Source organism: Serratia montpellierensis (genome assembly GCF_020858655.1).
Classification (GTDB): domain Bacteria; phylum Pseudomonadota; class Gammaproteobacteria; order Enterobacterales; family Enterobacteriaceae; genus Serratia; species Serratia montpellierensis.
Map to the genome: position 1 here is coordinate 592,480 of NZ_VOSN01000005.1, position 20,727 is coordinate 613,206.

Genomic DNA, 20,727 nt, shown 5'->3' on the forward strand with positions numbered 1-20,727 from the left:
TAATAAGCTAATAAGCCATTAGCTTATGAACGCAGTACGCCAGCATAGCGAACTCGACTGCGCTCACGCCCTTTCTTCTGCCCGTGTTTGTCCAGGAGAAAGGGCTACGCCAAACGACGAAGTCTCTACACCTGAAGGCTGCGTTGCTCATTGGGTACAGCGATCAATATGATCGCGTTTGCGATGCTGGAAAACACCAACAGAATAATCAGCATATTGACTGCGCTCACGCCAAGCATCCCCATAGTCCAGATGTAGCCTGCAGAAAAAGCGATCTGGCAAATCGCCAGTACGGAGCTCGCCAATCCGGCATTTTGTTTAAACTGCTTAAGCGCCTGGCTCATTAAGACCCCAAACCCCATAGCGAAACTAACGCCAATCATGGCGAATCCAACAAGATTTAAATAGGTGCTCAGGTATAGCGCCTGCGTAAAGAAAAATACGCAAGCACAGACTAAAAATAACATCTGTGACAGGAATAGAACCCTTGTTTGGCCCAGCCAGGAAAGTAAGTAAGGCATTAAAAATGAGGTGGCCATGCTAAAGCTTGCAAGCACAGCCATCGAGATAGAGTATTGAGCGGTAGAAAACCCCATTTGGTTTATTAAAATAATTGGCGAGGTATTCACATAGGTCAAGATCGCTGTGATTGACAGGCAGGTGATGAACAAACGGCTTAAAAATAATGATGAGAGTAGGCTTTCACCACTGCGGTCTGTTGCTTGATGTGCGTCTTTATTCTTGTGATAGGTTTCATCAAGCCAAACTAAACAGACAAAACATGATATCCCGGCGAAAATAGCCATGCCGGTGAAAAGACTTGGCCACTTAAAATTCATTAACAGTAAATATCCCAGCACCGGGGCGATAACGGGAACGATGCAGGTAATGCCGTTAATTACGGAGAGCACTTTTGAACGCTTATCATCGTCCAGAGCATCCCTCAGAATGGCAAAAGTGACGACATAACAGAAACCGGCGCCGACGCCTTGCCAAAACCGTGCAAAAAGAAATTGCTCGGCCGTGATAGTCAATGCTGCACCATATGAAGCACAGGAAAAAATAAGCGCCCCCAATAACGCAATGGGTTTTCGACCAAACCGATCGGAAACTATCCCTGCGATAATCATGGTTGATGCCATACCCGCCAAATAAATTGAAAATGCGGTATGAAGGTCGACGGCAGAAGCATTCAGGTCCCTAGCGATATCAGGCAAGCCAACAAGATATAAGTCCACACCTAAAGGATAAATTAAAATTAACATAAGACAGCATGTGAGGCATTTGCGCATACAGAGTTCCTGACGATTCCAGAGCATAAAAATATAAATAAAACTAATTAAAATTAAATCACACAACCAAAAAAACCAATTAAAGGCTACACATACCTTGTCGTAAAGTCATCTTGATAGCGACATGGATTTTTATTTTTATCAAAAAAATCAAAAATATATACCCATCTCAGTTTTTTTTGATTCATGCATAATCCATCGTGATAGTGAGCATGATTTTATTTCCAAGATAAATCAAGGGCTTTTTAATTACATTAAGGTATTATTTATTTATAAATTATATTTAGTATTATGGTTGAACATGAATATAAAAAATCACTTTACATTACGTTATGTATTTGTATAATTTTTTCGTAATTTGTAATTAAAAATAGCATTTTGTTTACAAATTACCGGTACTACTGAACGAGATAGAGATATTGTTATGCCAGCATGGATGATGACTGTGTGAGGGGGTAATTCTCTACTTCATCACTTTGACTGCAAACCATCCTTTTTATTTTCGTTCTTGCATAATCAATAGCTATCAATCTTGCATGGCAACTCAAAGTACGCATATTCAATGCAGTACAGTTTTTTATATTAAAAAATTTATATGGCGTTAAATAACAGTGCATAAATAACTTTATTTTTAAGTCACCTCAAAGGAGATAATGTGTGAGGCATTTATCACGGAATGTCAAATTGTCATCGTTAGGGCTAACGCTTGATTTATCTAATTTTAACCTCAAAGATATAATCACAAAAAGTAAGTTCACGATTTACAATCAAGAAATCAGTCCGTATATAGTAAAAAGCATTGCAGAAGAAAATATTCGCAAACAGCTAGCCAATGACGGCAATGTTTATTCAGAGTTGTCATGGTTTTCTGAAAGGCAAAAATACGGATATTTATTAATGCGTAATTGTTTTTCGACCACAGCACTCCCCCCTACTCCTTGCAATGATGAAGCACCTGATACCAGTTTATGGATTGAACCCGCGTCAACATTAATGGCCCTGCTAGGTGTTACGGGACACACCGTTTCCTCTTACCTGAATGAAATGCAAGGCCGATTGGCGCATATGGTTATGCCTGCAAAAAACAATGAAAAGTCTTGGGTTCGCTCTACAAAGTCGTTATCTCCACATACTGAAGTCGTCAATGGCCACTGGTCGGAAATGCTGCCTGACGATACTCAAAATCAGATTATTGCTCCTGAGGTTTTTGCACTGGCGTGTTTGAGAAACCCGATTCAAGCGGCAACAACAATTTGGTCATTGGATGACATTCTTAACAATTTAAGCTATTCGACCATAGAACAGCTAATGCGGCCTGAATATATCGCCAATAGCCAATCCAGTTTTGACGTTGACTCAAAAATAGAGAATGTCAGTGTTATTGGGGATATCAACGGCAGATTGGTGATTAGATACAGCAATTCTAAGCTTGTCGGGATCAACGATGCCGCTAATGAAGCACTGGAAAAACTCAGAAAGCATCTTTCTGATCCCCAATATATCAACAAAGTTGTTTTGCAGCCTGGCGACATCCTCATCATCAACAACAGGATTGCCCTGCATGGGAGGGATAATCTTTCCGGTTCGGCAAATTATGATGGGAATGATCGCTGGTTAATTAGAATGTATGGCTTTTCACATAGCTCGTGGAAAAAACTTAAACACCTCCCAGAAAAACAACACGTTGTTTTAGCTTGATTGATAAGGATTAATTAAAATGTTCTCACCATTAGTGGGCAGTGACAGACTTTTAGATACAAACGGGCATCCCATTCAATTCAGAAAGGGAAAGGGATACCGAATCGAAGATACTAACGGCAATGAGTATTTGGATTTCGTTTTAGGTATCGGGCCCGTTATATTAGGACACAGCCATCCCGATTTTAATAAAAAATTGAGTGATGCTCTCTGTTTGGGATTGTCTTTCCCTGGATTCGGTGAGGTGCACAGCCTGCTGTCCGACCTGTTTGAAAGTGTCTATGTCGGTTCTAAAGTTATCTCCTTATTTAAAACCAGCTCTGAGGCCGTAACGGCATCGTTCCGGTGCGCAATGATGGAAACCGAGCGCAAAAAGATCCTGAGGTGCGGTTTCTTGGGATGGCATGACGCCCAGCTCTATATGTCGCCGAGCTGGCATGAAGCCTTGGGCAGCGCTAAAAGAAATGATTTACGTTATGTAAAAGGCATGCGCGGCGTCACCGGTGAAGAGGCCGTTTTCAACTGGATTAATGGCGATCTGTCTGAATTTGATAAACTGCTTCAGGAACATGGAAGCGACATTGCCATATTTGCACTGGACGTGTATCAATTGGCTTTTTTCCCCGAGGAGAAGATTAAGTCTGCAATAGAGATGTGCAAGGCTTATGGCATAAAAATACTGTTGGATGAAACGAAAACGGCGGGAAGAACCAACCCTGGCGGTTATTTGGCGAACAACCCAGATTTCGATCCTGATTATGTGGTGTTAGGTAAGGCAATAGGAAATGGCTTGCCTCTTGCTGTTCTGATCGGGAAACCTGACAGCATTGCTATCTATCGCGAAGCGCGTATCGGCGGAACGCACACCAAAGAAATCCTTTCCTCCCATGCGGCCCTTGCCGTGGCGGAAATCATGAAAGAGTGCGATGGTTATAACCTGATTTCACAGGCCGGTGGGGCTATCGTGACGACGTTGAACTCTGCCTTTAAAGAAGCTGGCGCCGATAATCTATTGATGGCTAAACCACTTTTCAATAACGCTCTTTTTGACCTGGTGTTTAGTCAAGATCTGGTCAATGACGCTATGCAGAGAGGCCGTTTGAAGAGTGAGCTTATGCGGAATGGTTTGTTGATTATGGAGGGGCACAACTCCTTTGTCAGCTTGGCCCATAGCAACCTGAATCATGACGAGCTCTTTTCCCTGGCCCATAAATCGGCAAAAAACTGGGTAGCCGCCATGTAGTTAATGATTTAATCGTTAGACATCGGTTATTTTGCCCCATTTAAGATATCTCTTATGATGCATTTTAATGTTTTATTGGTGACATCATTTTAATTCAAAGTGAGCTTGACGTTATGAAAAATGAAATTTACAGTTTATTGGAAAACTACCAAACCAACTATGAGAAGGAGCAAGAACATAAGCTGAATATGTTGAGTATTCTGCAAAGCCGAGATGATGTATTATTTGAGACCTCTAAACTTGGGCATTTTACGGCATCCGCCTGGGTATTAAACCATGATAAGACTAAAGTATTGCTGACGCTGCATGCAAAGTTAAATCGGTGGTTCCAACTGGGCGGGCACATCGAGCGCAGCGATAAAACATTTTTAGACGCCTGCCTAAGAGAGGCGCAGGAAGAAAGCGGTATCCAGAACATAGCGGCTGACGGGGCCTTTGTGATTGATATCGACATACATCCAATACCTGAAAACCCTAAAACCGCAGCCCATCTTCATTATGATATCACCCTGTGTTTGATCGCAGATAAACACGCCGAGACAGTGCTTTCCAAAGAATCGACGAAATTGGAATGGATACCCATTAGTGAAGTCAAATCCATCACCGACGATCCTGCCGTGGTGCGCATGGCAGAAAAAACAATGCTGCTATCTTAGCCAATGGGTATATTTTGGGGCAACAGGCCCCTTTTTCGCCTTTCGCGGCGTTTTTCGAGCGTCTTTTTAAGGGCATTTTTACGGGCCATACAACCACTAACTAATTGATATGGAATGGAATAGTGAACGAATTGGAATTCAGCGGTTTATTACAAAAAGTTAAAGAGATCGCCTTGTCCTCCTTCTCAATAATTGAAGGCAAAAAAAATGAAGTGACGTTTTTTGAAAAGAAGGATTTCAGCATTGTGAGTGAGGCCGATGTGGAAACAGAGGCGTATATAAGGGAGAGACTACAGGCATTAACCCCTGATATCCCCGTTTATGGCGAGGAGCTGGGCTGTGAGATTGCCGATGACTGCCAGTTATATTGGCTGATAGATCCTATAGACGGCACGACCTGGTATAAGTTAGGCATCCCGGTATATGGCTCCCTCATCGCTTTAGTCAAAGAAGGAGAGCCGGTGATGGGCACCATCGGTTTACCCGCAATCAATACTCTAGTGTATGCCGGAAAAAACGAAGGGTGCTTTATTCATACGGGTGAAAATAGTGTCAGGAGATTGTTCACTGAGGCGGATCAGGCCGAAGCGACGCGGGTAGAACAAGCGACAATAACGGCATCAGGTATCCATGGCACCTCGACATGGCTTGAGAACGGCGATACGCCCTGGAATCTCATTGCCGTGCTGGAAAGTGCGAAATTATTCAAGTTCTCAGGGGACTGTATCCAGCATGTATCCGTATTCAATGGTTCATCGGATGCGGCGATTGATACGATAATGAAACCCTGGGACAGTGCGGCCATCATTATTTGTGCAAGAGAAGCCGGCTTCACCGTTATGGATCTTAATGGCAACCAGCAAGGAATATTAGCAAGCGGTAATTTGTTGACCGCCAAAAATGCACATTTGGCTAAAGAGCTTATTAAGCTGTTACAGGCTTGAGAGGCGGTTCCCCGCAGGATCCCGATTTTGCGCACGCCCTGCAGGGAACCCACCCGGGAGCGGTATCACCGCCCTCCTACGCCAAACAGGCGTTACTGATAAACAACCTGACCGCTGGCCAAAAGCAAAAACGCTTCCCCTGGAACGCCGCCATTGACATATTATTGCCATACGCCACTTCGGCACCGTAGCTAAAACAGCGGAGATGACAGGGAGACAGGCAGCATGCAGTCAGGCAATCAGGCATTTCTCAACCAGCTTAAAGACATCGTCGGCGGCCCGCAGCTGTTGACCGGCGATCGCAACACCGAGCGGTATCGCAAGGGGTTCCGCTCCGGCGAAGGCCAGGCGCTGGCAGTGGTGTTTCCCACCAGCCTGCTGCAGCTGTGGCGCATTTTGCAGGCCTGCGTGGCCGCCGACAAAATCGTCATCATGCAGGCCGCCAATACCGGCCTGACCGAAGGGTCAACCCCCAGCGGCAACGACTATGATCGCGACATCGTCATCGTCAGCACCCTGCGCCTCGACCATATTCAGGTGCTGGATAACGGCAAGCAGGTGGTCGGCTTCCCCGGCAGCACCCTGCACCACCTCGAGAAATTGCTCAAACCCTACGGCCGCGAACCGCATTCGGTGATCGGTTCCTCCTGCATCGGCGCCTCGGTGATCGGCGGCGTGTGCAACAACTCCGGCGGCTCGCTGGTGAAACGCGGCCCGGCCTACACCGAAATGGCGCTGTACGCCCAGCTAGGGGAAGACGGCCAGCTGCGCCTGGTGAACCATCTGGGCATCCGCCTCGGCGACACGCCGGAAGAGATCCTTACCCGGCTGGAAAAAGGCGACTATCGCCCGACAGACGTCGAGTACGGCGAGCTGCGCGCCTCGGATAACGAGTACGCCAGCCGGGTGCGCGACGTCGATGCCGACACCCCTTCCCGCTTCAACGCCGACAAACGCCGTCTGTACGAGGCCTCCGGCTGCGCCGGCAAGCTGGCGGTGTTCGCGGTGCGGCTCGACACCTTCGAGAAAGAGGGCAAAGAGCAGGTGTTCTATATCGGCACCAACGACACCGCGGTGCTGACCGAACTGCGCCGCCACATGCTGAGCCAGTTCGAAAACCTGCCGGTGGCCGGTGAGTATATGCACCGCGATATCTTCGACATCGCCGAGGTGTACGGCAAAGACACCTTCATGATGATCGACAAGCTCGGCACCGATCAAATGCCGCGCTTCTTCACCCTGAAAGGCCGCATGGACGCCAGCCTCAACAAGCTGCCGCTGCTGCCGCACAACCTGACCGATCGGCTGATGCAGGGCCTGAGCCATCTGGCGCCGAGCCACCTGCCGAAGCGCATGAAGGATTACCGCGAACGTTTCGAACATCACCTGCTGCTGAAGATGGCCGGCCCCGGCGTAGACGAGGCGCAGCGCTACCTGACCGAGTACTTCGCCCAGGCCGAGGGCGCTTTCTTCGCCTGCACGCCTGACGAAGGCAAAAAGGCCTTCCTGCACCGCTTCGCTGCCGCCGGCGCCGCCGTGCGCTACCATGCGGTGCACGCCGATAAGGTAGAGGATATTCTGGCGCTGGATATCGCCCTGCGCCGCAACGACACCGACTGGTTCGAAACCCTGCCGCCGGAGATCGACAGCCAGCTGGTGCATAAGCTGTATTACGGCCACTTTATGTGCCACGTCTTCCATCAGGACTACGTGGTGAAAAAAGGCGTCGACAGCCACGCGCTGAAGGAAAAGATGCTCGAGATCCTTAACCGGCGTGGCGCCGAGTACCCGGCGGAGCATAACGTCGGCCACCTGTACCACGCCAAGGCGGATCTGCAGGCGTTCTACCGCACCGCCGATCCGACCAACAGCTTCAACCCCGGCATCGGCAAAACCAGCAAACGCAAAGGCTGGGCCGAAGATCCCCGCTAAGACCGCCCGATAGGCCCGCCGCCGCACCCGGCGCGGGCTTCCTCCCCCCTGCCTGCCTCATCACGATCTTTCTGCGCCCTTAAAGATGCATTTTTATTGCAACTTATAAAATTCCCGATTACCATTCATCGCAAATGAGAATCAATTACAAAACTGTCATGACGGATACATGACGTCCGCCGTGGCATTCACCGCGAAGTTAATGAGAAGGAACCTACCATGAGTCAGACCCTCGATACCGCCCAGCTGTTGGCCGCGCTGGATAAAGTGATGGTGATCTCCACCACCGATCTGCAGGGCACCATCACCTACGTCAACGATCTGTTTTGCCAGCTGACCGGTTTTTCCCGGGAAGAGCTGGTGGGCCAGCCCCACAGCATCGTGCGTCACCCTTCCGTGCCGAAAGCGGTTTATAAAGCGATGTGGGACACCATCAAGGCGGGCGGCATCTGGACCGGCATCATCCCGAACGTCGGCAAGGGCGGCGTCTTGTACGTGGTCGACACCACGGTGCAGCCGCTGTATGACGCCCAGGGCAATATCGAGGCCTATATCAGCATCCGCCGCGTGATCAACGATCTGATGACCGACTTCGAATCGGTGGAATTCGCCAAAGAACAGTTCGACAACCACTACGACAAGTAACCACCATGGCCGACCTTATCGAACGCATCCTGATTGGTTACGGTTCGGAGTCGGGCAACGCCCGGGCGCTGGCGATGCGCCTGGGTGAACAAAGCAGCCTGCAACCCTACCGCCCCGTCGTGAAAGAACTCAACGCCATCCAGCCCGCCGATGTGGGCGAGCGTGATGCCCTGCTGATCGTCTCGAGCTCATTTGGCGACGGCGAACCGCCCGCCAACGCCGAGCGTTTTTCCGACGCGCTGGCGCAATGGCCGGATCACCCCCGGTTGCGCTACGCTATCTTCGGTCTCGGCGACACCGCGTACCCGCATTTCTGCGGCTTCACGCAGGCGCTGGATGCGCGCCTGACGCAATGCGGCGCCCGCACCATCGTCAATCGCGTCGACGCCGACGTTAACTTCGAACCGTTCTTCGCAACCTGGCTGACGACGCTGGAGAAGGTGCTGGCCGGTGATGCCCAGGCCGGCCGCGATTTGCATCTGCGCGTGACCGCCTACGGTGAAGACCATGCGTTCAGCGCCGCCCTTCTCGAACGGCGGCCGCTCAGCGCACGCACGCCGCAGGCCTGGCATCTACGGCTCAATATCGCCGGCAGCGGCATCGTTTACCGGGCGGGAGATACCGTCTATCTGTTGCCGGAGAACGACGAAGGATTATTGACCCGGCTGGCTGACTGGCTCGGCAGGCCGGAGGCCGCCGACGCGCTGCGCCGCCGTGAGCTGCGCCAGCTCAGCAAAACGACGCTGCGCGAACTGGCGCAATTGGCCGACAGCGAAGATCTCAAAGGCTTGCTCAAGATCCGCCAGCGCAAAGCCCTGGAGAGCTATCTGTACGGCGCCGATCTGCTGGACGTGCTGCACGATTTTTGCTCGTCGCAGACGGTCACGCTGGAGAATCTGTTGGCGCTGCTGCCCGTTTGCCTGCCGCGCGCCTACTCCATCGCTTCGGCAACGCGGGAAGAGAGCCTCGATCTGTGCGTGCGCGACGTACATTATGAACGCGGCGGCCGCACCCGGCGCGGCACGGCGACCGGCTGGCTGCTCAACCACCCCGGCCCTTTCCGCCTCTTCTGCCGCGCCAACCCCGGCTTTTACCTGCCGCGCGATACCACTGTGCCGGTGCTGCTTATCGGCACCGGCACCGGCATCGCGCCCTTGATAGGCTTGCTGCGCGAAATGGCCGCCCAGGGCGAACAGCGCGAAACCGTGCTGATCTTCGGCGAAAAACGGCGCGATGAAGATTTTCTGTATCACGAGGAATTGGCTGCGCTGAACGCGGCGGGCGTGCTCACGCGGCTCATCACCGCCTTCTCGCGCGACGCCGCCGCCAAATACTATGTGCAACATGCGATCGACGACCATGCCGATGCCATCAGCGGCCTGCTGCGGCGGGGCGCCCATGTCTACCTGTGCGGCAATCGCCAGTATCTGGAACATGCCGTGGCGACGGCGCTGGAGCACGCCTGCGGGGCGGAAAACCTGTGGCAGACGCTGATTGAGCAGCAGCGCCTGCATCTGGAACTCTATTGAGACAGGGTGGCGTTCATCGTTCCGCGCGCAGCAGCAAGGAGACGATGAACGCGCCCCCGAGCCCCGCCGTAATGATGCCGATGGGCAGCTCCTGATTGGGGATCAGGCTGCGGCTGAGCATGTCGCCACCGGTCAGCAGCATCGCCCCCAGCAGGCCGCACATCGGCACGGACAAGCGGTGGCGCACGCCCACCAGGCGCCGGGCCAGATAAGGCACCATCAGCCCGACAAAACCGATCACGCCCGTCAGCGAAACGAGAAACGCCGTGGACAGTGCGCAGCACAGAAAGGTCTCGGTGCGCAGGCGCGCCACGTTGACCCCCATCGAATGGGCGGTTTGCTCGCCCGCCAGCAACGCGTCCAGCGCCCGCCAACGCAGCGCCGTAAACCCGGCCAGCAGCACGAAACTCACCAACGGAATGAACAGATTATCCCAACGCGCCAACCCCAGCCCGCCCAGTGACCAGAACAACACCGAACCGGCCGCCCGCTGATCGCCGGAAAACACCAGGTAGCTGGTGAGCGCGCTGAACAAAAACGAGACCGCCAGACCGCAGACGATCAGCTGCTCGGCGCGCCTGACCCGGCTGACGCGAAACAGGATCATCACCGCCATCGCGGACAAAACGCCGCCGGCGAAAGCGGACAGCGGCAACGTCAGCGCGCCCAGCGCATCGCCAAAGCGCGTGATGACCAGCACCGCGCCGGCGGAGGCACCGGAGGAGAGCCCAAACAAAAAAGGATCGGCCAGCTCATTGCGGGTGGTGGTCTGCAGCAGCGCGCCGGTCATCGCCAGCCCGGCACCGGTCAAGGCCGCCAACAAGGCCCTGGGCACCCGCAGTTGCACAACGATAGTGTCCAGCATGCCGGAAAGGGGCGCCGATGAAAGCCCCAATGCCGCCATCGTCTGCCGCCATGACAGCGCAACGCTGCCCAGCTGCAGGCTCCAGATCATTAACCCGCACAATACCGACAGCGCCAACGGCGCGAGCAGCATAAATCGCCGGGTCGGCGAGTTCATTCAGCCTCCGGCGCGTACAGCGCCCGCGCCAGCTTTTCCACCGCGCCGATGTTGGCCGGCCCCGGCGTCAGCTCCGCATACTGCAGTTTCAGATAGCGGTGGTGCCGTACGGCAGGCGTCAATTTCATCAACGGGTGAGACTCGAGGAAGCGCCGTAGCGCATCGGCGCCTGACCCGGTCTGATAATCCAGCAGAATAATGAAGTCGGGCTCGGCCGCCGCCACCGCCTCCCAGGACGCCGTCGTCCAGCTCGCCGGCAAACCGTCCATCACGTTGCGGCCGCCCGCCGCTTCGACGATCGCCGTCGGCATAGCGTATCTGCCGCTGGTGAAAGGCTTCTCCTCCCCCGAGTCATAGACGAACACTTTAAGCGGCGGCTGGCCCGCCGGCCTGGCGGGAAGCGCAGCCAACCGGCGCTGCCAGCCCGCAACCAGCGCGGTGGCCTCTTGCTGCTTGCCGAAAATCTTGCCGAGCTTCAGCTCATCGTCATACAGCAGGTTCATATCGGCCTTTTGCGGCCGCCCGCCGGCCTGTACGCAGCTCTCGCTCAGCACCAGCGTTTTGATGCCGAACGGGGCGAGCTTCTCCGGCGTGACGTCGCCGCCGATCTTCATGCCGTAATTCCAGCCGGCGAAGAAAAAGTCCGGCTGCGCTGCCAGCAGCGTTTCCAGAGCAGGATATTTCGGCGCCAGTTCGGGAATGGCGCCCATCGCGGCCTTGAAGTCGGGCGTCAGTTTGTACCAGCCGGTGATGCCGGTCAGCCCGACAATGCGATCCTGCAAATGCAGTGCAAAGGCCATCTCGGCCATGTTGATGTCGTTGATGACGGCGCGCTGCGGTGCCTGGTTGAAGGTGACCGGCGTACCGCAGCTTTCTACGGTGACGGGAAATTTTTCGGCCGCCGCCGCCCCACTGGCCAGCAGCAGGAGCAGGGGGAATACGCGTGTGTTCATGTTTCTCTCTGGTTTATCAAGCGCAATGGGGAACGTCAAAAATACGCAGCGTTTTCCCGCTAACGGGGTGCACCACCTTAAAACTGTTCATGCCGAACACCGGCAAAATCACCGGGGTCTGCAACACCGTCTCGGGCGTACCACAGGCTACCTGGCGGCTTTCGTTGAGCACCAGGATCCGATCGGCAAACGCCTCTGCCACGGGCAGATCGTGCAGCACCGCAATCACGGCGATATCTTTATTTTTCACTAACGACAGCAGCGCCGAGCGCCCAGGCGGATCGAGATGATTGGTCGGTTCATCCAACAACAACAGGTCAGGAGACTGCGCCAACGCCCGAGCCAGCGCAGCGCGCTGACGCTGGCCGCCCGAGAGCCGCCCCAACGGGCGGTGCCTGAGTGGCGCCAGCCCGGTTTCCCCGATGGCCTCGTCAACGATGCGTTTTCCCGCCGCAGAGCGTTCGCCATGCGGTAAACGGCCCAACGCCACGTAGTCCTCAACCGACAGCCGCAAATCCGGCAGATCGTTTTGCGCCAGAAAGGCGATGCTTCTGGCGCGCTCCGCCGCCGGCCACTCGGACAAGGCTTGCCCTCGCCAGTAAATGCCGCCGCTGTCCGGCCGCGTTTCGCCGATCAGGGCGCGCAACAGGCTGGACTTGCCGCTGCCGTTAGGGCCGATCACCGCCAGCTTTTCACTGGAACGGAGCGCGAAATGGATGTTGTCGAGTATCAATGCCCCGCCATGGCCGGTCAGGCTAACCCTATCAACGTGGAGGATGTCGCAAACTGGATTCATCATGCATCAATTGTTATATTATAACATATCAATATATTTATCACGATTGCCCGCCTTCTGCAAAAGCGAATCGCAACGCCTTTTGCCGCGCACGCTGCGTGAACCTAGGCAGGCAACAAAAGCCGCGCCCCCTGCGTCAACACTGCGCGTCTCAAGCAACATAGCACAGCCTTTTATTGATGATAATGATTTTCATTATCAATTAAGGTATTGTGATTTCCGATTGCGCATCCCGGCGAACTTGGTTATGTTTGAAGCGATTAGTTTCATTCCCGATTCTCAGGAACTCACATGACCTACCTGGCGCACAGCACCGATCCGACAGACGCGACCGTTCCGGCCGTCGTTTTGCTGTGTGCATCCTCCGCCCCACCCGCCGTTTCCTCTGTCGTTTCAGCGGTTGCCGCTTACCCGCCACGCATTGTGGTTGTGCGCTAAGCCAAACCGACTTTTTATCTCCGGCTTATTGATCTGTTGCGTTCAGGCGTAGACCGCCGCACGCGCCGGAGCCTGTAATTTTCACGACCGGTGAAATTGATATGCGATTACCTTCTCTCTGGGCCAATGCCGGCCTGGCTACGCTGTTCGTCCTGCTTTGGAGCAGCGGCGCGATCTTCTCCCGCTGGGGGCTGGAGCACGCGTCTGCCTTCGCTTTCCTGTTCTTCCGCTGCGCCATCGCGCTGGCGGTGCTGCTGGCCATCGGCCTGTGGCAACGCCAGTGCCTGCCCGCTCCCGGCACCCGCCGGCGCGTCGCGCTGATCGGCGTGCTGATGATCGGCAGCTATCAAATCTGCTATCTGCTGGCGCTGGAACAGGGTATTACGCCCGGCGTGCTGGCGACGCTGCTCGGCGTACAGCCGATCCTCACCCAGTTCATCACTGAACGGCGCTGCACCGGGCTGCGGGCGCTCGGCCTGGCGCTGGCAATGGTCGGGCTGACGCTGGTGGTGTACCAAAGCCTGATGGTGGCCCACTTCTCGCTGAGCGGCATGCTGTTCGCCTTTATCGCGCTGGGCTGCATGACCGCCGGCACCCTGCTGCAAAAAGGCATGACGCAGCCGCCGCTGGCGGTCTTGCCGCTGCAGTATGCCGTCGGGTTGCTGATGTGTACGCTGGCGCTGCCGTTTGAGCCGCTGCAGGTCGAATGGCGGCCGGCGTTCGTGCTGCCGCTGCTGTGGATGGCGGTGGTGATCTCGGTGCTGGCGACGTTCTTGCTGTATCGCCTGATCCAGCGCGGCAACCTGGTGCAGGTCACCAGCCTGTTCTATCTGATCCCGGCGGTGACCGCCCTGCTGGACTACCTGCTGCTCGGCCACGCGCTGGCGGCGCTGAGCCTGCTGGGCATGGCGAGCATCGTGCTCGGCGTGATGCTGGTTTTCCGCCGCGTATAAAAGCAAAAGCCCCCGCGCCGTTCCACCGGCGCGGGGGCGACAACAACAGCCGTTAACTCAGAACAACCAGGAACCGTACCCCCACAGCAGCACCGTCACCCCAAGCAGCAGCTCGAGCAACAGAATGCCGATAGCGAAAGTCGAGCTGGAGAAGATGAACCCTTCCTTACTGTCGATATTCAGGAAGTGCGGGATCCCCAGATTCAGCAGATAGCCCGAATAGCACAGGCCGATAATGCCGACAAACAGACACAGCCAGACGACCGGATAGAGCGCCACAATCCCGCTGAGGAACATCGGGGTCGCCACGTAGCCGGCGAACACCATGCAGCGGTGCAGGCTGGGGCGCGATTCATAACGCCGCGCCATCCAGTGAATGACTTTCCCCATGGCCGCTACGCCCGCCAGCATCAGCAGGTAAAACGCCACGGCGGTATAAAGCGCGGTAAACATGTCGAGCCTGATGGCATGTCCCTCGCCGGAGAGCCAGCCCAACTGGGTGGTGCCGATAAAGGCGCAGACCACCGGGATGGCTGCCAAGAGCAACACGTGATGGGTGTATAGGTGCGAGACGCTTTCATTCTCGCTTTTGATCTGTTCGAACTCGGCGCTGGGATGCGCCAGAAGTCCCCAAACATGACTGACCATGAGACACCTCCTATCTCGCCGTAGGCCGCGATCGGCGAACGAATTTCACACCTCCGACGGACTGCTACCCGTGCGAGGATTGCGGCCACGGGGCTCTCTCCCCTGTACTAATTATAGTCTTTCGGCGAAAAAACGTGCGGAAAGCGCAACGCCGCGGCGCTTTGTCTTATACTCCCACCATAAAAACCAGGCTGCGAGGAAGGTCATGTCATCCGTAATCACCACCCGCCAGGCGGGGATCGTCGACGTCGACGCCGGGCGCAACGTTACCGTTGTCGAGCCCTGCAATCTTTACGGCTGCCGGCTCGGCGACGATGTCTTCGTCGGCCCGTTCGTCGAGATCCAGCGCCACGTCAGCATCGGCGCGCGCAGTAAAATTCAGTCGCACAGCTTTATCTGCGAATACGTCACCCTCGGCGAAGCGTGCTTTGTCGGCCACGGCGTCACCTTCGCCAACGATCTGTTCAAAGATGGCGCGCCCAACGCCGATCCGGCCAGTTGGGGGCGCACCTGCATCGGCGATCGGGTATCCATCGGCTCCGGCGCCACGATCCTGGCGGTGGAGATCTGCAGCGACGCGGTGATCGGCGCCGGGGCGGTGGTGACCCGTGACATCACCCGTAAGGGGATTTATGCCGGCAACCCGGCGCGCCTGCTGCGGGAGCTGCCGTAATGACCCCGGCCATCCGCATCGCGGCCATTGAGGCGCTGCCCGATGATTATCTGACGCGCGGCGATTTCAGCTTCACCATCGCCTGTTACGCTCTGCCACAGTTCGACAGCCCGGTCGACAGCTGGCCAACCCGCCCGGTGGCGCCATTTCGCAAACGGTATCCGCTGGCGCCGTTCGCCAACGAAGACAGCGTGACCTTCCTGGCGTATCGCCAGAATGACGCCGTTGGCCATATCACGCTGAGCAAAAACTGGAACGGTTACACCCTGATCGACGAGATCGCCGTCAGCGCTCATGCGCGCCGTCAGGGCATCGCCGGGGCGCTGCTGGACTGCGCCAAACGGTGGGCGCGGCAGCAGGAAACCTCAGGTATGATGCTCGAAACGCAGAACAACAATCTGGCGGCCTGCCGCTGTTACCAGCATTACGGGTTTATCCTCGGCGGCATCGACCGTTTGCTGTACCGCGCCGAACCGGAGATCGCCGATCACGAAATCGCGCTGTTCTGGTATTTGCCGTTCAATAGCGAAATCGGTTACTGATTTATCGAACGTCATTGAGGTGATGTTTACTTTTTAACCCCTACCATCGGATGAGAACTGTTATCACTTACTCTGATAAGCCAGCGACACCCATGGAGGGCCGTATGAACAAGAACAAGGCTGTTTTACTGATGTTAGCTATCGCCATGAGCGGATGCGCCGAACGCTCCACCGCCGTCTCCCCCGCGACGCCGCCGACCGACGTCACCGTTTCGCCGCCGGGCGTGCAGCCGGAGATGGACGCCAGCACCCGCAGCAAGCTGCGTGAGATCCTCGCGCTGCGCGCCGGTTGGCCCGCCGCGCAGCCGCATGGCCGCACCGTCGATTTGATTTCGCGCGAGTTTCTCGGCACGCCGTATCTCGCCAACCGTCTGATCGGTTCGCAGAGCACGCCCGAGCAGCTGGTGATCGACTTCCGCGGGCTGGATTGCTTCACCTACATCGATTATGTGGAAGCGCTCAGCACCGCCCGCAGCGAGGGCGAGTTCGTCCAGCGTCTGGTAGACATTCGCTACGTCGACGGCAACATCGCCTTCCCGCAGCGCAAACACTTCTTCACCGACTGGGCGCAGCGGCCGAAAAAAGTGGCTGAAGACATCACCGCGCAGCTCAGCCCGCATGCCGTCACCCTCGTGAAAAACCTCAACCAGAAGGCGGACGGCGGCAGCTACCTGCCCGGCTTGCCCAACGTGCAGCGCAGCGTCACCTATATTCCCAGCGACAACATCGACGACAAGGTGCTGGCTCAGCTGCGCACCGGTGACTATATCGGCATTTACACCAACCTCGCCGGGCTGGACGTGACCCACACCGGCATCTTCGTGATGACCGACCATGGCCCGGTGCTGCGCAACGCCTCCTCGCGCAAGGCCAACATGCAGGTCGTCGACTCACCCTTTATGGATTACGTGATGGCTACGCCGGGCATCGTGGTGCTGCGTTCGCTCAGCCGATAATCCCCCGCCGCATAACGGCTATAAGCTATAGCCGTTTATGCTGAACGAGCGTTTGACTTCATCGGCGGTTCAGGGTTAGCTGTAAGAACAAAAACCAACTGATTTTATTGTTCTTTTCAGGGAGAGTTCGATGACCTTACGCTGGCGTATCACCCCTCTGGCGGCGGCCTTCGCCGCCGTATTGGCGCTTCAGGGCTGCGATCAAAAAACCGACCAAAACCATATCAAAGTCGGCGTCATCAACGGCGCGGAACAGGACGTGGCGGAAGTCGCCAGGCAGGTGGCGAAAGAGAAATACGGGCTGGACGTCGAGCTGGTCGGCTTCAGCGGTTCGCTGCTGCCGAACGACGCCACCGACAAAGGCGAACTGGACGCCAACGTGTTTCAGCACCGCCCGTTCCTCGAACAGCAAAACAACGATCACGGCTATAAGCTGGTGGCGGTCGGCAATACCTTCGTCTTCCCGATGGCCGGCTACTCCAAAAAGATAAAATCGCTGAAAGAGCTGCCGGACGGCGCGGTGATCGCCATCCCGCTCGATCCTACCAATCTGGGGCGCGCTCTGCTGCTGCTGGAAAAAACCGGATTGATTACGCTGAAACAAGGTAAAGGGCTGCTGCCCACCGCCCTGGACATCAGCGCCAACCCGCATCATTACCAGATCATGGAGCTGGAAGGCGCGCAGCTGCCGCACGTGCTGGACGATCCGAAAGTCACCGTCGCCGTCATCAGCACCACCTACATCAACCAAACCGGCCTGTCGCCGACCAAAGACGGCATCTTCATCGAGGATAAGGACTCGCCGTACACCAACATCATCGTCACCCGCGAAGACAACAAGGACGCGCCGAACGTGCAGAACTTCATCAAGGCCTATGAGTCGGACGAAGTGGCCAAGGCCGCCGAGAAAATCTTCAACGGCGGCGCGGTGAAAGGCTGGTAAATTCGGCCACCATCAAGGCGGATTCTGCGTACGAATCCGCAATATTTCACTTTCATTCCCCGTTTCCTTACGCCACACCTTTCTCTAAAAGCAAAACGCCCGCATGCTCATTCCTTCATAACACGGATTGTTCACAACAAAGGAGTGTCTCGATGCCGATCAAATTTGCCCCCAAGGTCGGGGAAATTCTCGAGTGCAACTATGGCAACTATCCCCTCTCAGTCTGCCAACCGCATGAAGCCGGCTTTTATGATGGCCACATTCCACCAGAAATGGTGAAGAACCGTTTAGTTGTTGTGTTAAACGGCAAAATTAACGGCAACGCCTGCATTATCGTACCGCTGTCGACCACCAGAGATTCGAACAAGATCGAACGGGGATTGCACATCGAAATTACGCGTGAACTCATCGAAGATATGAGATTCTTTCATCCGCAAACGCGCTGGGCAAAGGGCGATCTGGTGCAGCAAGTCAGCCGCCAACGACTGAACAGAGCCCGTAAAGAGAGAGGCTTTCTTACCCAGTGTCTGTCGCGCGAGCTTGTTGCTGACATACAACGCGCCGTCATTAAGTCGATCAATGCCAAAAATATGCTGTTCTGACCAGTACGCTGTTGTTGACAAAACAGACAAATCAGGTGAAATTGTCGCCGTAGCCGATAAAGGCCCTTATGCTATACCCTCCCTTTCAGGGACCTGCGAAGCCCAGCCATCCAGCTGGGCTTTTGCCTCTCTGGCGCCCACCGATTTTTAAAACGTCATCCTTTCTTCCCGCTCTTGTCCCTTACCTGGCGTCAGGCTTTAGTCTCCCGTCATGCACAAGGGAGGAGCTAGATCGGTTATTGAAAGTCGGCGAACTGGCGCGCCGGATGGGCGTTTCACTGGCGGAAGTCGGGGCAATTCTGGCGCGTTCAGGGCCGGCGCTTCCGGCGGTGATTGAGCAGCAGATCGCCATGTTGGACCAGCAGTTGGCACAGATCGCCGCATTGTGCGGCTGACAACCCCATAGGTTTTTCTTATCTCACCATAAGAAAACCCGATTTATCCCGGCGGCAAGCGGCGCGCATAATGGCGTTTATCCGCTGATTTCCAAGGTAAACAGGCATTACCATGACGCTCTCCGCTCCCGTACTCAGCCTCCTCGATGCCACGCCGGACGATATGGCCGCCGTGCTGCAAATTTACACCCACCACGTGCTGTATGGCGCAGCCTCGTTTGAAGAACAGCCGCCGACCTTGGCGGAAATGCAGCTGCGGCTGAGCAAGGTGCAAGAAGCCGGGCTACCTTGGCTGGTGGCGAAAAGCGAAGGCCGTATTATGGGCTATTGCTATGCCACGCCGTATCGCCCCCGGCCGGCCTATCGCTTTACCGTGGAAGACTCGGTGTATATCGCCGAAGGGCAGCAGGGGAAAGGCGTCGGCAAGGCGCTGCTGAGCGCGCTGATCGCCCGCTGCGAGCAAGGCCCCTGGCGCCAGATGCTGGCGATCGTCGGCGATTCCGCCGCCAACCGCGGCTCGCTGGCGCTGCACCAGTCGCTCGGCTTTACCAGCGTCGGAACGTTAAAGGCCGTGGGATTCAAACTGGGGGAATGGCGCGATACCCACATCATGCAGCGTGTGCTGGGCGCAGGTGACAATCAGCGCCCGTGAATGATTGACGACGCACGATAGAGAGTTAGCGTCTATAGTGAAGAGGGATTTCATTGAGTTAGCGCCAGTTGCTCACCACATTTAACGGGTAAGGGAGAATCAAATGAAAATTATTCTGTGGATTGTCGCCATCATCTTCATCGTGGGTTTGTTGACGATTACCGGCGTTTTCAAACTGATTTTTTAAAACGTCTACACCGTCCCGCCCCTTCCGGGGCGAGACTTTTCATCATGCCTTGAAACGCGCGCGTACCGCGCCCAGCGCCGACACCACCGCCAGCACCACGCCGCCGGCCACCAGCCCGAACGCCACGTTCAGCAGTGCCGGAACCACACCTTGCAAAAGATGGCCAAACGTCGGCACCACGCTGGTGTACGAGGCCCAGTCTTCGAACAGATGATGCACCGGCGGCAGGCCATGGGTCAGGATGCCGCCGCCGACCATAAACATGGCGACGGTGCCGACGATCGACAGCGTTTTCATCAGATAAGGCGCGGCGCGCACGATACTGCCACCGATGGCGCGCGCCAACGCGCTGCCTTTGCGGCTCAGATACAGCCCCAGATCGTCCAGCCTGACGATGCCGGCGACGATGCCGTACACGCCGAGCGTCATCACGACGGCGATGCCGCACAAGACGATCACCTGCTGGCTGAAGGTGGCGCCGGCGACCGTGCCCAAGGTGATGGCGATAATCTCGGCGGAGAGCACGAAGTCGGTGCGTATTGCGCCTTTCACCTTGCGCTTCTCATAGGCCGCGGCGTCCTCATTGGCGCTGGGCCCGTCCGATTTTTCCTCCTGCGCCGCCTTGCCGTGGCTCAGGCTGTGAAACACCTTTTCGAACCCTTCGTAACACAGGTAGGCGCCGCCCACCATCAGCAGCGGCGTAATCGCCCAGGGTGCAAAAGCGCTGATCAGCAGCGCCAGCGGCACCAGGATTGCCTTGTTGATCAACGAACCTTTGGCGACGCTCCACACCACCGGCAGTTCGCGATCGGCTTTAACGCCGGTGACCTGCTGCGCGTTGAGCGCCAGATCGTCCCCCAGCACCCCGGCGGTTTTTTTTGCCGCCATCTTGCTCATTAACGAGACGTCGTCCAACAACGAGGCGATGTCGTCGATGAGGGTAAGTAAGCTACTTCCTGCCAAAATGATTCATCCTTTTCATATTCACGGGCCATTCTATTTTTAGCATAGCGGTAAAGCGTCATGAAA

General features: G+C 55.6%; 22 protein-coding genes and 1 pseudogene. 17 read left to right on the forward strand and 6 right to left on the reverse strand.

Going from position 1 to position 20,727, the window contains the following annotated elements:
• Window positions 1–125: 125 nt before the first annotated feature.
• Window positions 126–1,292, reverse strand: coding sequence for an MdtL family multidrug efflux MFS transporter (locus FUU19_RS08215; RefSeq protein WP_230507107.1), 1,167 nt, complete (start codon window positions 1,290–1,292; stop codon window positions 126–128).
• 657 nt (window positions 1,293–1,949) lie between these two features.
• Between FUU19_RS08215 and FUU19_RS24725 the strand changes: the two genes are divergently transcribed.
• The 7 genes from FUU19_RS24725 (at window position 1,950) to FUU19_RS08250 (ending at window position 9,939) form a co-directional block, all read left to right on the forward strand.
• Window positions 1,950–2,990 (forward strand): TauD/TfdA family dioxygenase, encoded by a 1,041-nt coding sequence (locus FUU19_RS24725; protein ID WP_197832959.1) that lies wholly within the window; start codon window positions 1,950–1,952, stop codon window positions 2,988–2,990.
• A gap of 19 nt (window positions 2,991–3,009) precedes the next feature.
• Complete coding sequence (locus tag FUU19_RS08225; protein WP_230490161.1) at window positions 3,010–4,233, forward strand: aminotransferase class III-fold pyridoxal phosphate-dependent enzyme; 1,224 nt, start codon at window positions 3,010–3,012, stop codon at window positions 4,231–4,233.
• Between the two features lie 113 nt (window positions 4,234–4,346).
• Window positions 4,347–4,889, forward strand: coding sequence for an NUDIX hydrolase (locus FUU19_RS08230; RefSeq protein WP_230490160.1), 543 nt, complete (start codon window positions 4,347–4,349; stop codon window positions 4,887–4,889).
• Between the two features lie 122 nt (window positions 4,890–5,011).
• Window positions 5,012–5,833, forward strand: a complete 822-nt coding sequence (locus tag FUU19_RS08235; protein WP_230490159.1) for an inositol monophosphatase family protein — start codon at window positions 5,012–5,014, stop codon at window positions 5,831–5,833.
• Window positions 5,834–6,058: 225 nt separating this feature from the next.
• Window positions 6,059–7,765, forward strand: a complete 1,707-nt coding sequence (gene dld, locus FUU19_RS08240) for a D-lactate dehydrogenase (protein WP_141970217.1) — start codon at window positions 6,059–6,061, stop codon at window positions 7,763–7,765.
• Between the two features lie 219 nt (window positions 7,766–7,984).
• Window positions 7,985–8,410: a PAS domain-containing protein gene (locus FUU19_RS08245; protein WP_230490158.1), complete on the forward strand. Its 426-nt coding sequence runs from the start codon at window positions 7,985–7,987 to the stop codon at window positions 8,408–8,410.
• A gap of 5 nt (window positions 8,411–8,415) precedes the next feature.
• Window positions 8,416–9,939 carry a flavodoxin domain-containing protein gene (locus FUU19_RS08250; protein WP_230490157.1) on the forward strand — a complete coding sequence of 508 codons (1,524 nt, stop codon included), beginning with the start codon at window positions 8,416–8,418 and terminating at the stop codon, window positions 9,937–9,939.
• 13 nt (window positions 9,940–9,952) lie between these two features.
• Here the strand turns inward: FUU19_RS08250 and FUU19_RS08255 are convergent, their stop codons facing one another.
• The 3 genes from FUU19_RS08255 to FUU19_RS08265 are packed head-to-tail and all read right to left on the reverse strand — an operon-like array spanning window position 9,953 to window position 12,646.
• Window positions 9,953–10,960: a FecCD family ABC transporter permease gene (locus FUU19_RS08255; RefSeq protein WP_230490156.1), complete on the reverse strand. Its 1,008-nt coding sequence runs from the start codon at window positions 10,958–10,960 to the stop codon at window positions 9,953–9,955.
• Entirely contained in the window at window positions 10,957–11,913 is a 957-nt protein-coding gene (locus tag FUU19_RS08260) for an ABC transporter substrate-binding protein (RefSeq protein ID WP_141970222.1), read from the reverse strand. Before FUU19_RS08260 ends, FUU19_RS08255 begins: the two co-directional genes overlap by 4 nt.
• Before the next feature lie 16 nt (window positions 11,914–11,929).
• Entirely contained in the window at window positions 11,930–12,646 is a 717-nt protein-coding gene (locus FUU19_RS08265; protein WP_197833172.1) for an ABC transporter ATP-binding protein, read from the reverse strand.
• Window positions 12,647–12,710: 64 nt separating this feature from the next.
• Between FUU19_RS08265 and FUU19_RS08270 the strand changes: the two genes are divergently transcribed.
• Entirely contained in the window at window positions 12,711–13,004 is a 294-nt protein-coding gene (locus tag FUU19_RS08270; protein ID WP_230490155.1) for a hypothetical protein, read from the forward strand.
• Window positions 13,005–13,248: 244 nt separating this feature from the next.
• The gene (locus FUU19_RS08275) at window positions 13,249–14,100 is read left to right on the forward strand and encodes a DMT family transporter (RefSeq protein ID WP_230490154.1); all 852 of its coding nucleotides are present in this window, start codon (window positions 13,249–13,251) and stop codon (window positions 14,098–14,100) included.
• A 57-nt stretch (window positions 14,101–14,157) separates the two neighbouring features.
• Here the strand turns inward: FUU19_RS08275 and FUU19_RS08280 are convergent, their stop codons facing one another.
• Complete coding sequence (locus FUU19_RS08280) at window positions 14,158–14,748, reverse strand: Yip1 family protein (RefSeq protein WP_004939641.1); 591 nt, start codon at window positions 14,746–14,748, stop codon at window positions 14,158–14,160.
• A gap of 205 nt (window positions 14,749–14,953) precedes the next feature.
• Here FUU19_RS08280 and FUU19_RS08285 point away from each other — a divergent pair, with 205 nt between their 5' ends.
• The 8 genes and pseudogenes from FUU19_RS08285 (at window position 14,954) to FUU19_RS24800 (ending at window position 19,698) form a co-directional block, all read left to right on the forward strand.
• A complete protein-coding gene (locus FUU19_RS08285) occupies window positions 14,954–15,421 on the forward strand; it encodes an acyltransferase (RefSeq protein WP_202669124.1) in 468 nt (155 codons plus the stop codon).
• A complete protein-coding gene (locus tag FUU19_RS08290) occupies window positions 15,421–15,963 on the forward strand; it encodes a GNAT family N-acetyltransferase (protein WP_060444185.1) in 543 nt (180 codons plus the stop codon). The genes FUU19_RS08285 and FUU19_RS08290 overlap by 1 nt, the downstream gene beginning before the upstream one ends.
• 104 nt (window positions 15,964–16,067) lie before the next feature.
• Window positions 16,068–16,919 carry a DUF1460 domain-containing protein gene (locus FUU19_RS08295; RefSeq protein ID WP_230490153.1) on the forward strand — a complete coding sequence of 284 codons (852 nt, stop codon included), beginning with the start codon at window positions 16,068–16,070 and terminating at the stop codon, window positions 16,917–16,919.
• 130 nt (window positions 16,920–17,049) lie between these two features.
• Window positions 17,050–17,862: a MetQ/NlpA family lipoprotein gene (locus FUU19_RS08300; protein WP_230490152.1), complete on the forward strand. Its 813-nt coding sequence runs from the start codon at window positions 17,050–17,052 to the stop codon at window positions 17,860–17,862.
• 152 nt (window positions 17,863–18,014) lie between these two features.
• The gene (locus FUU19_RS08305; RefSeq protein ID WP_004939660.1) at window positions 18,015–18,464 is read left to right on the forward strand and encodes a type II toxin-antitoxin system PemK/MazF family toxin; all 450 of its coding nucleotides are present in this window, start codon (window positions 18,015–18,017) and stop codon (window positions 18,462–18,464) included.
• 260 nt (window positions 18,465–18,724) lie between these two features.
• A pseudogene (locus FUU19_RS08310) lies at window positions 18,725–18,850 on the forward strand (MerR family DNA-binding protein); the annotation flags it as partial.
• 121 nt (window positions 18,851–18,971) lie between these two features.
• On the forward strand, window positions 18,972–19,511 hold the full coding sequence (locus FUU19_RS08315; RefSeq protein WP_141970239.1) for a GNAT family N-acetyltransferase: 540 nt from the start codon (window positions 18,972–18,974) through the stop codon (window positions 19,509–19,511).
• 103 nt (window positions 19,512–19,614) lie between these two features.
• Window positions 19,615–19,698 (forward strand): small membrane protein YohP, encoded by an 84-nt coding sequence (locus FUU19_RS24800; RefSeq protein ID WP_020825765.1) that lies wholly within the window; start codon window positions 19,615–19,617, stop codon window positions 19,696–19,698.
• Window positions 19,699–19,740: 42 nt separating this feature from the next.
• Here the strand turns inward: FUU19_RS24800 and FUU19_RS08320 are convergent, their stop codons facing one another.
• On the reverse strand, window positions 19,741–20,661 hold the full coding sequence (locus FUU19_RS08320; protein WP_141970241.1) for a DUF808 domain-containing protein: 921 nt from the start codon (window positions 20,659–20,661) through the stop codon (window positions 19,741–19,743).
• Between the last annotated feature and the right edge of the window lie 66 nt (window positions 20,662–20,727).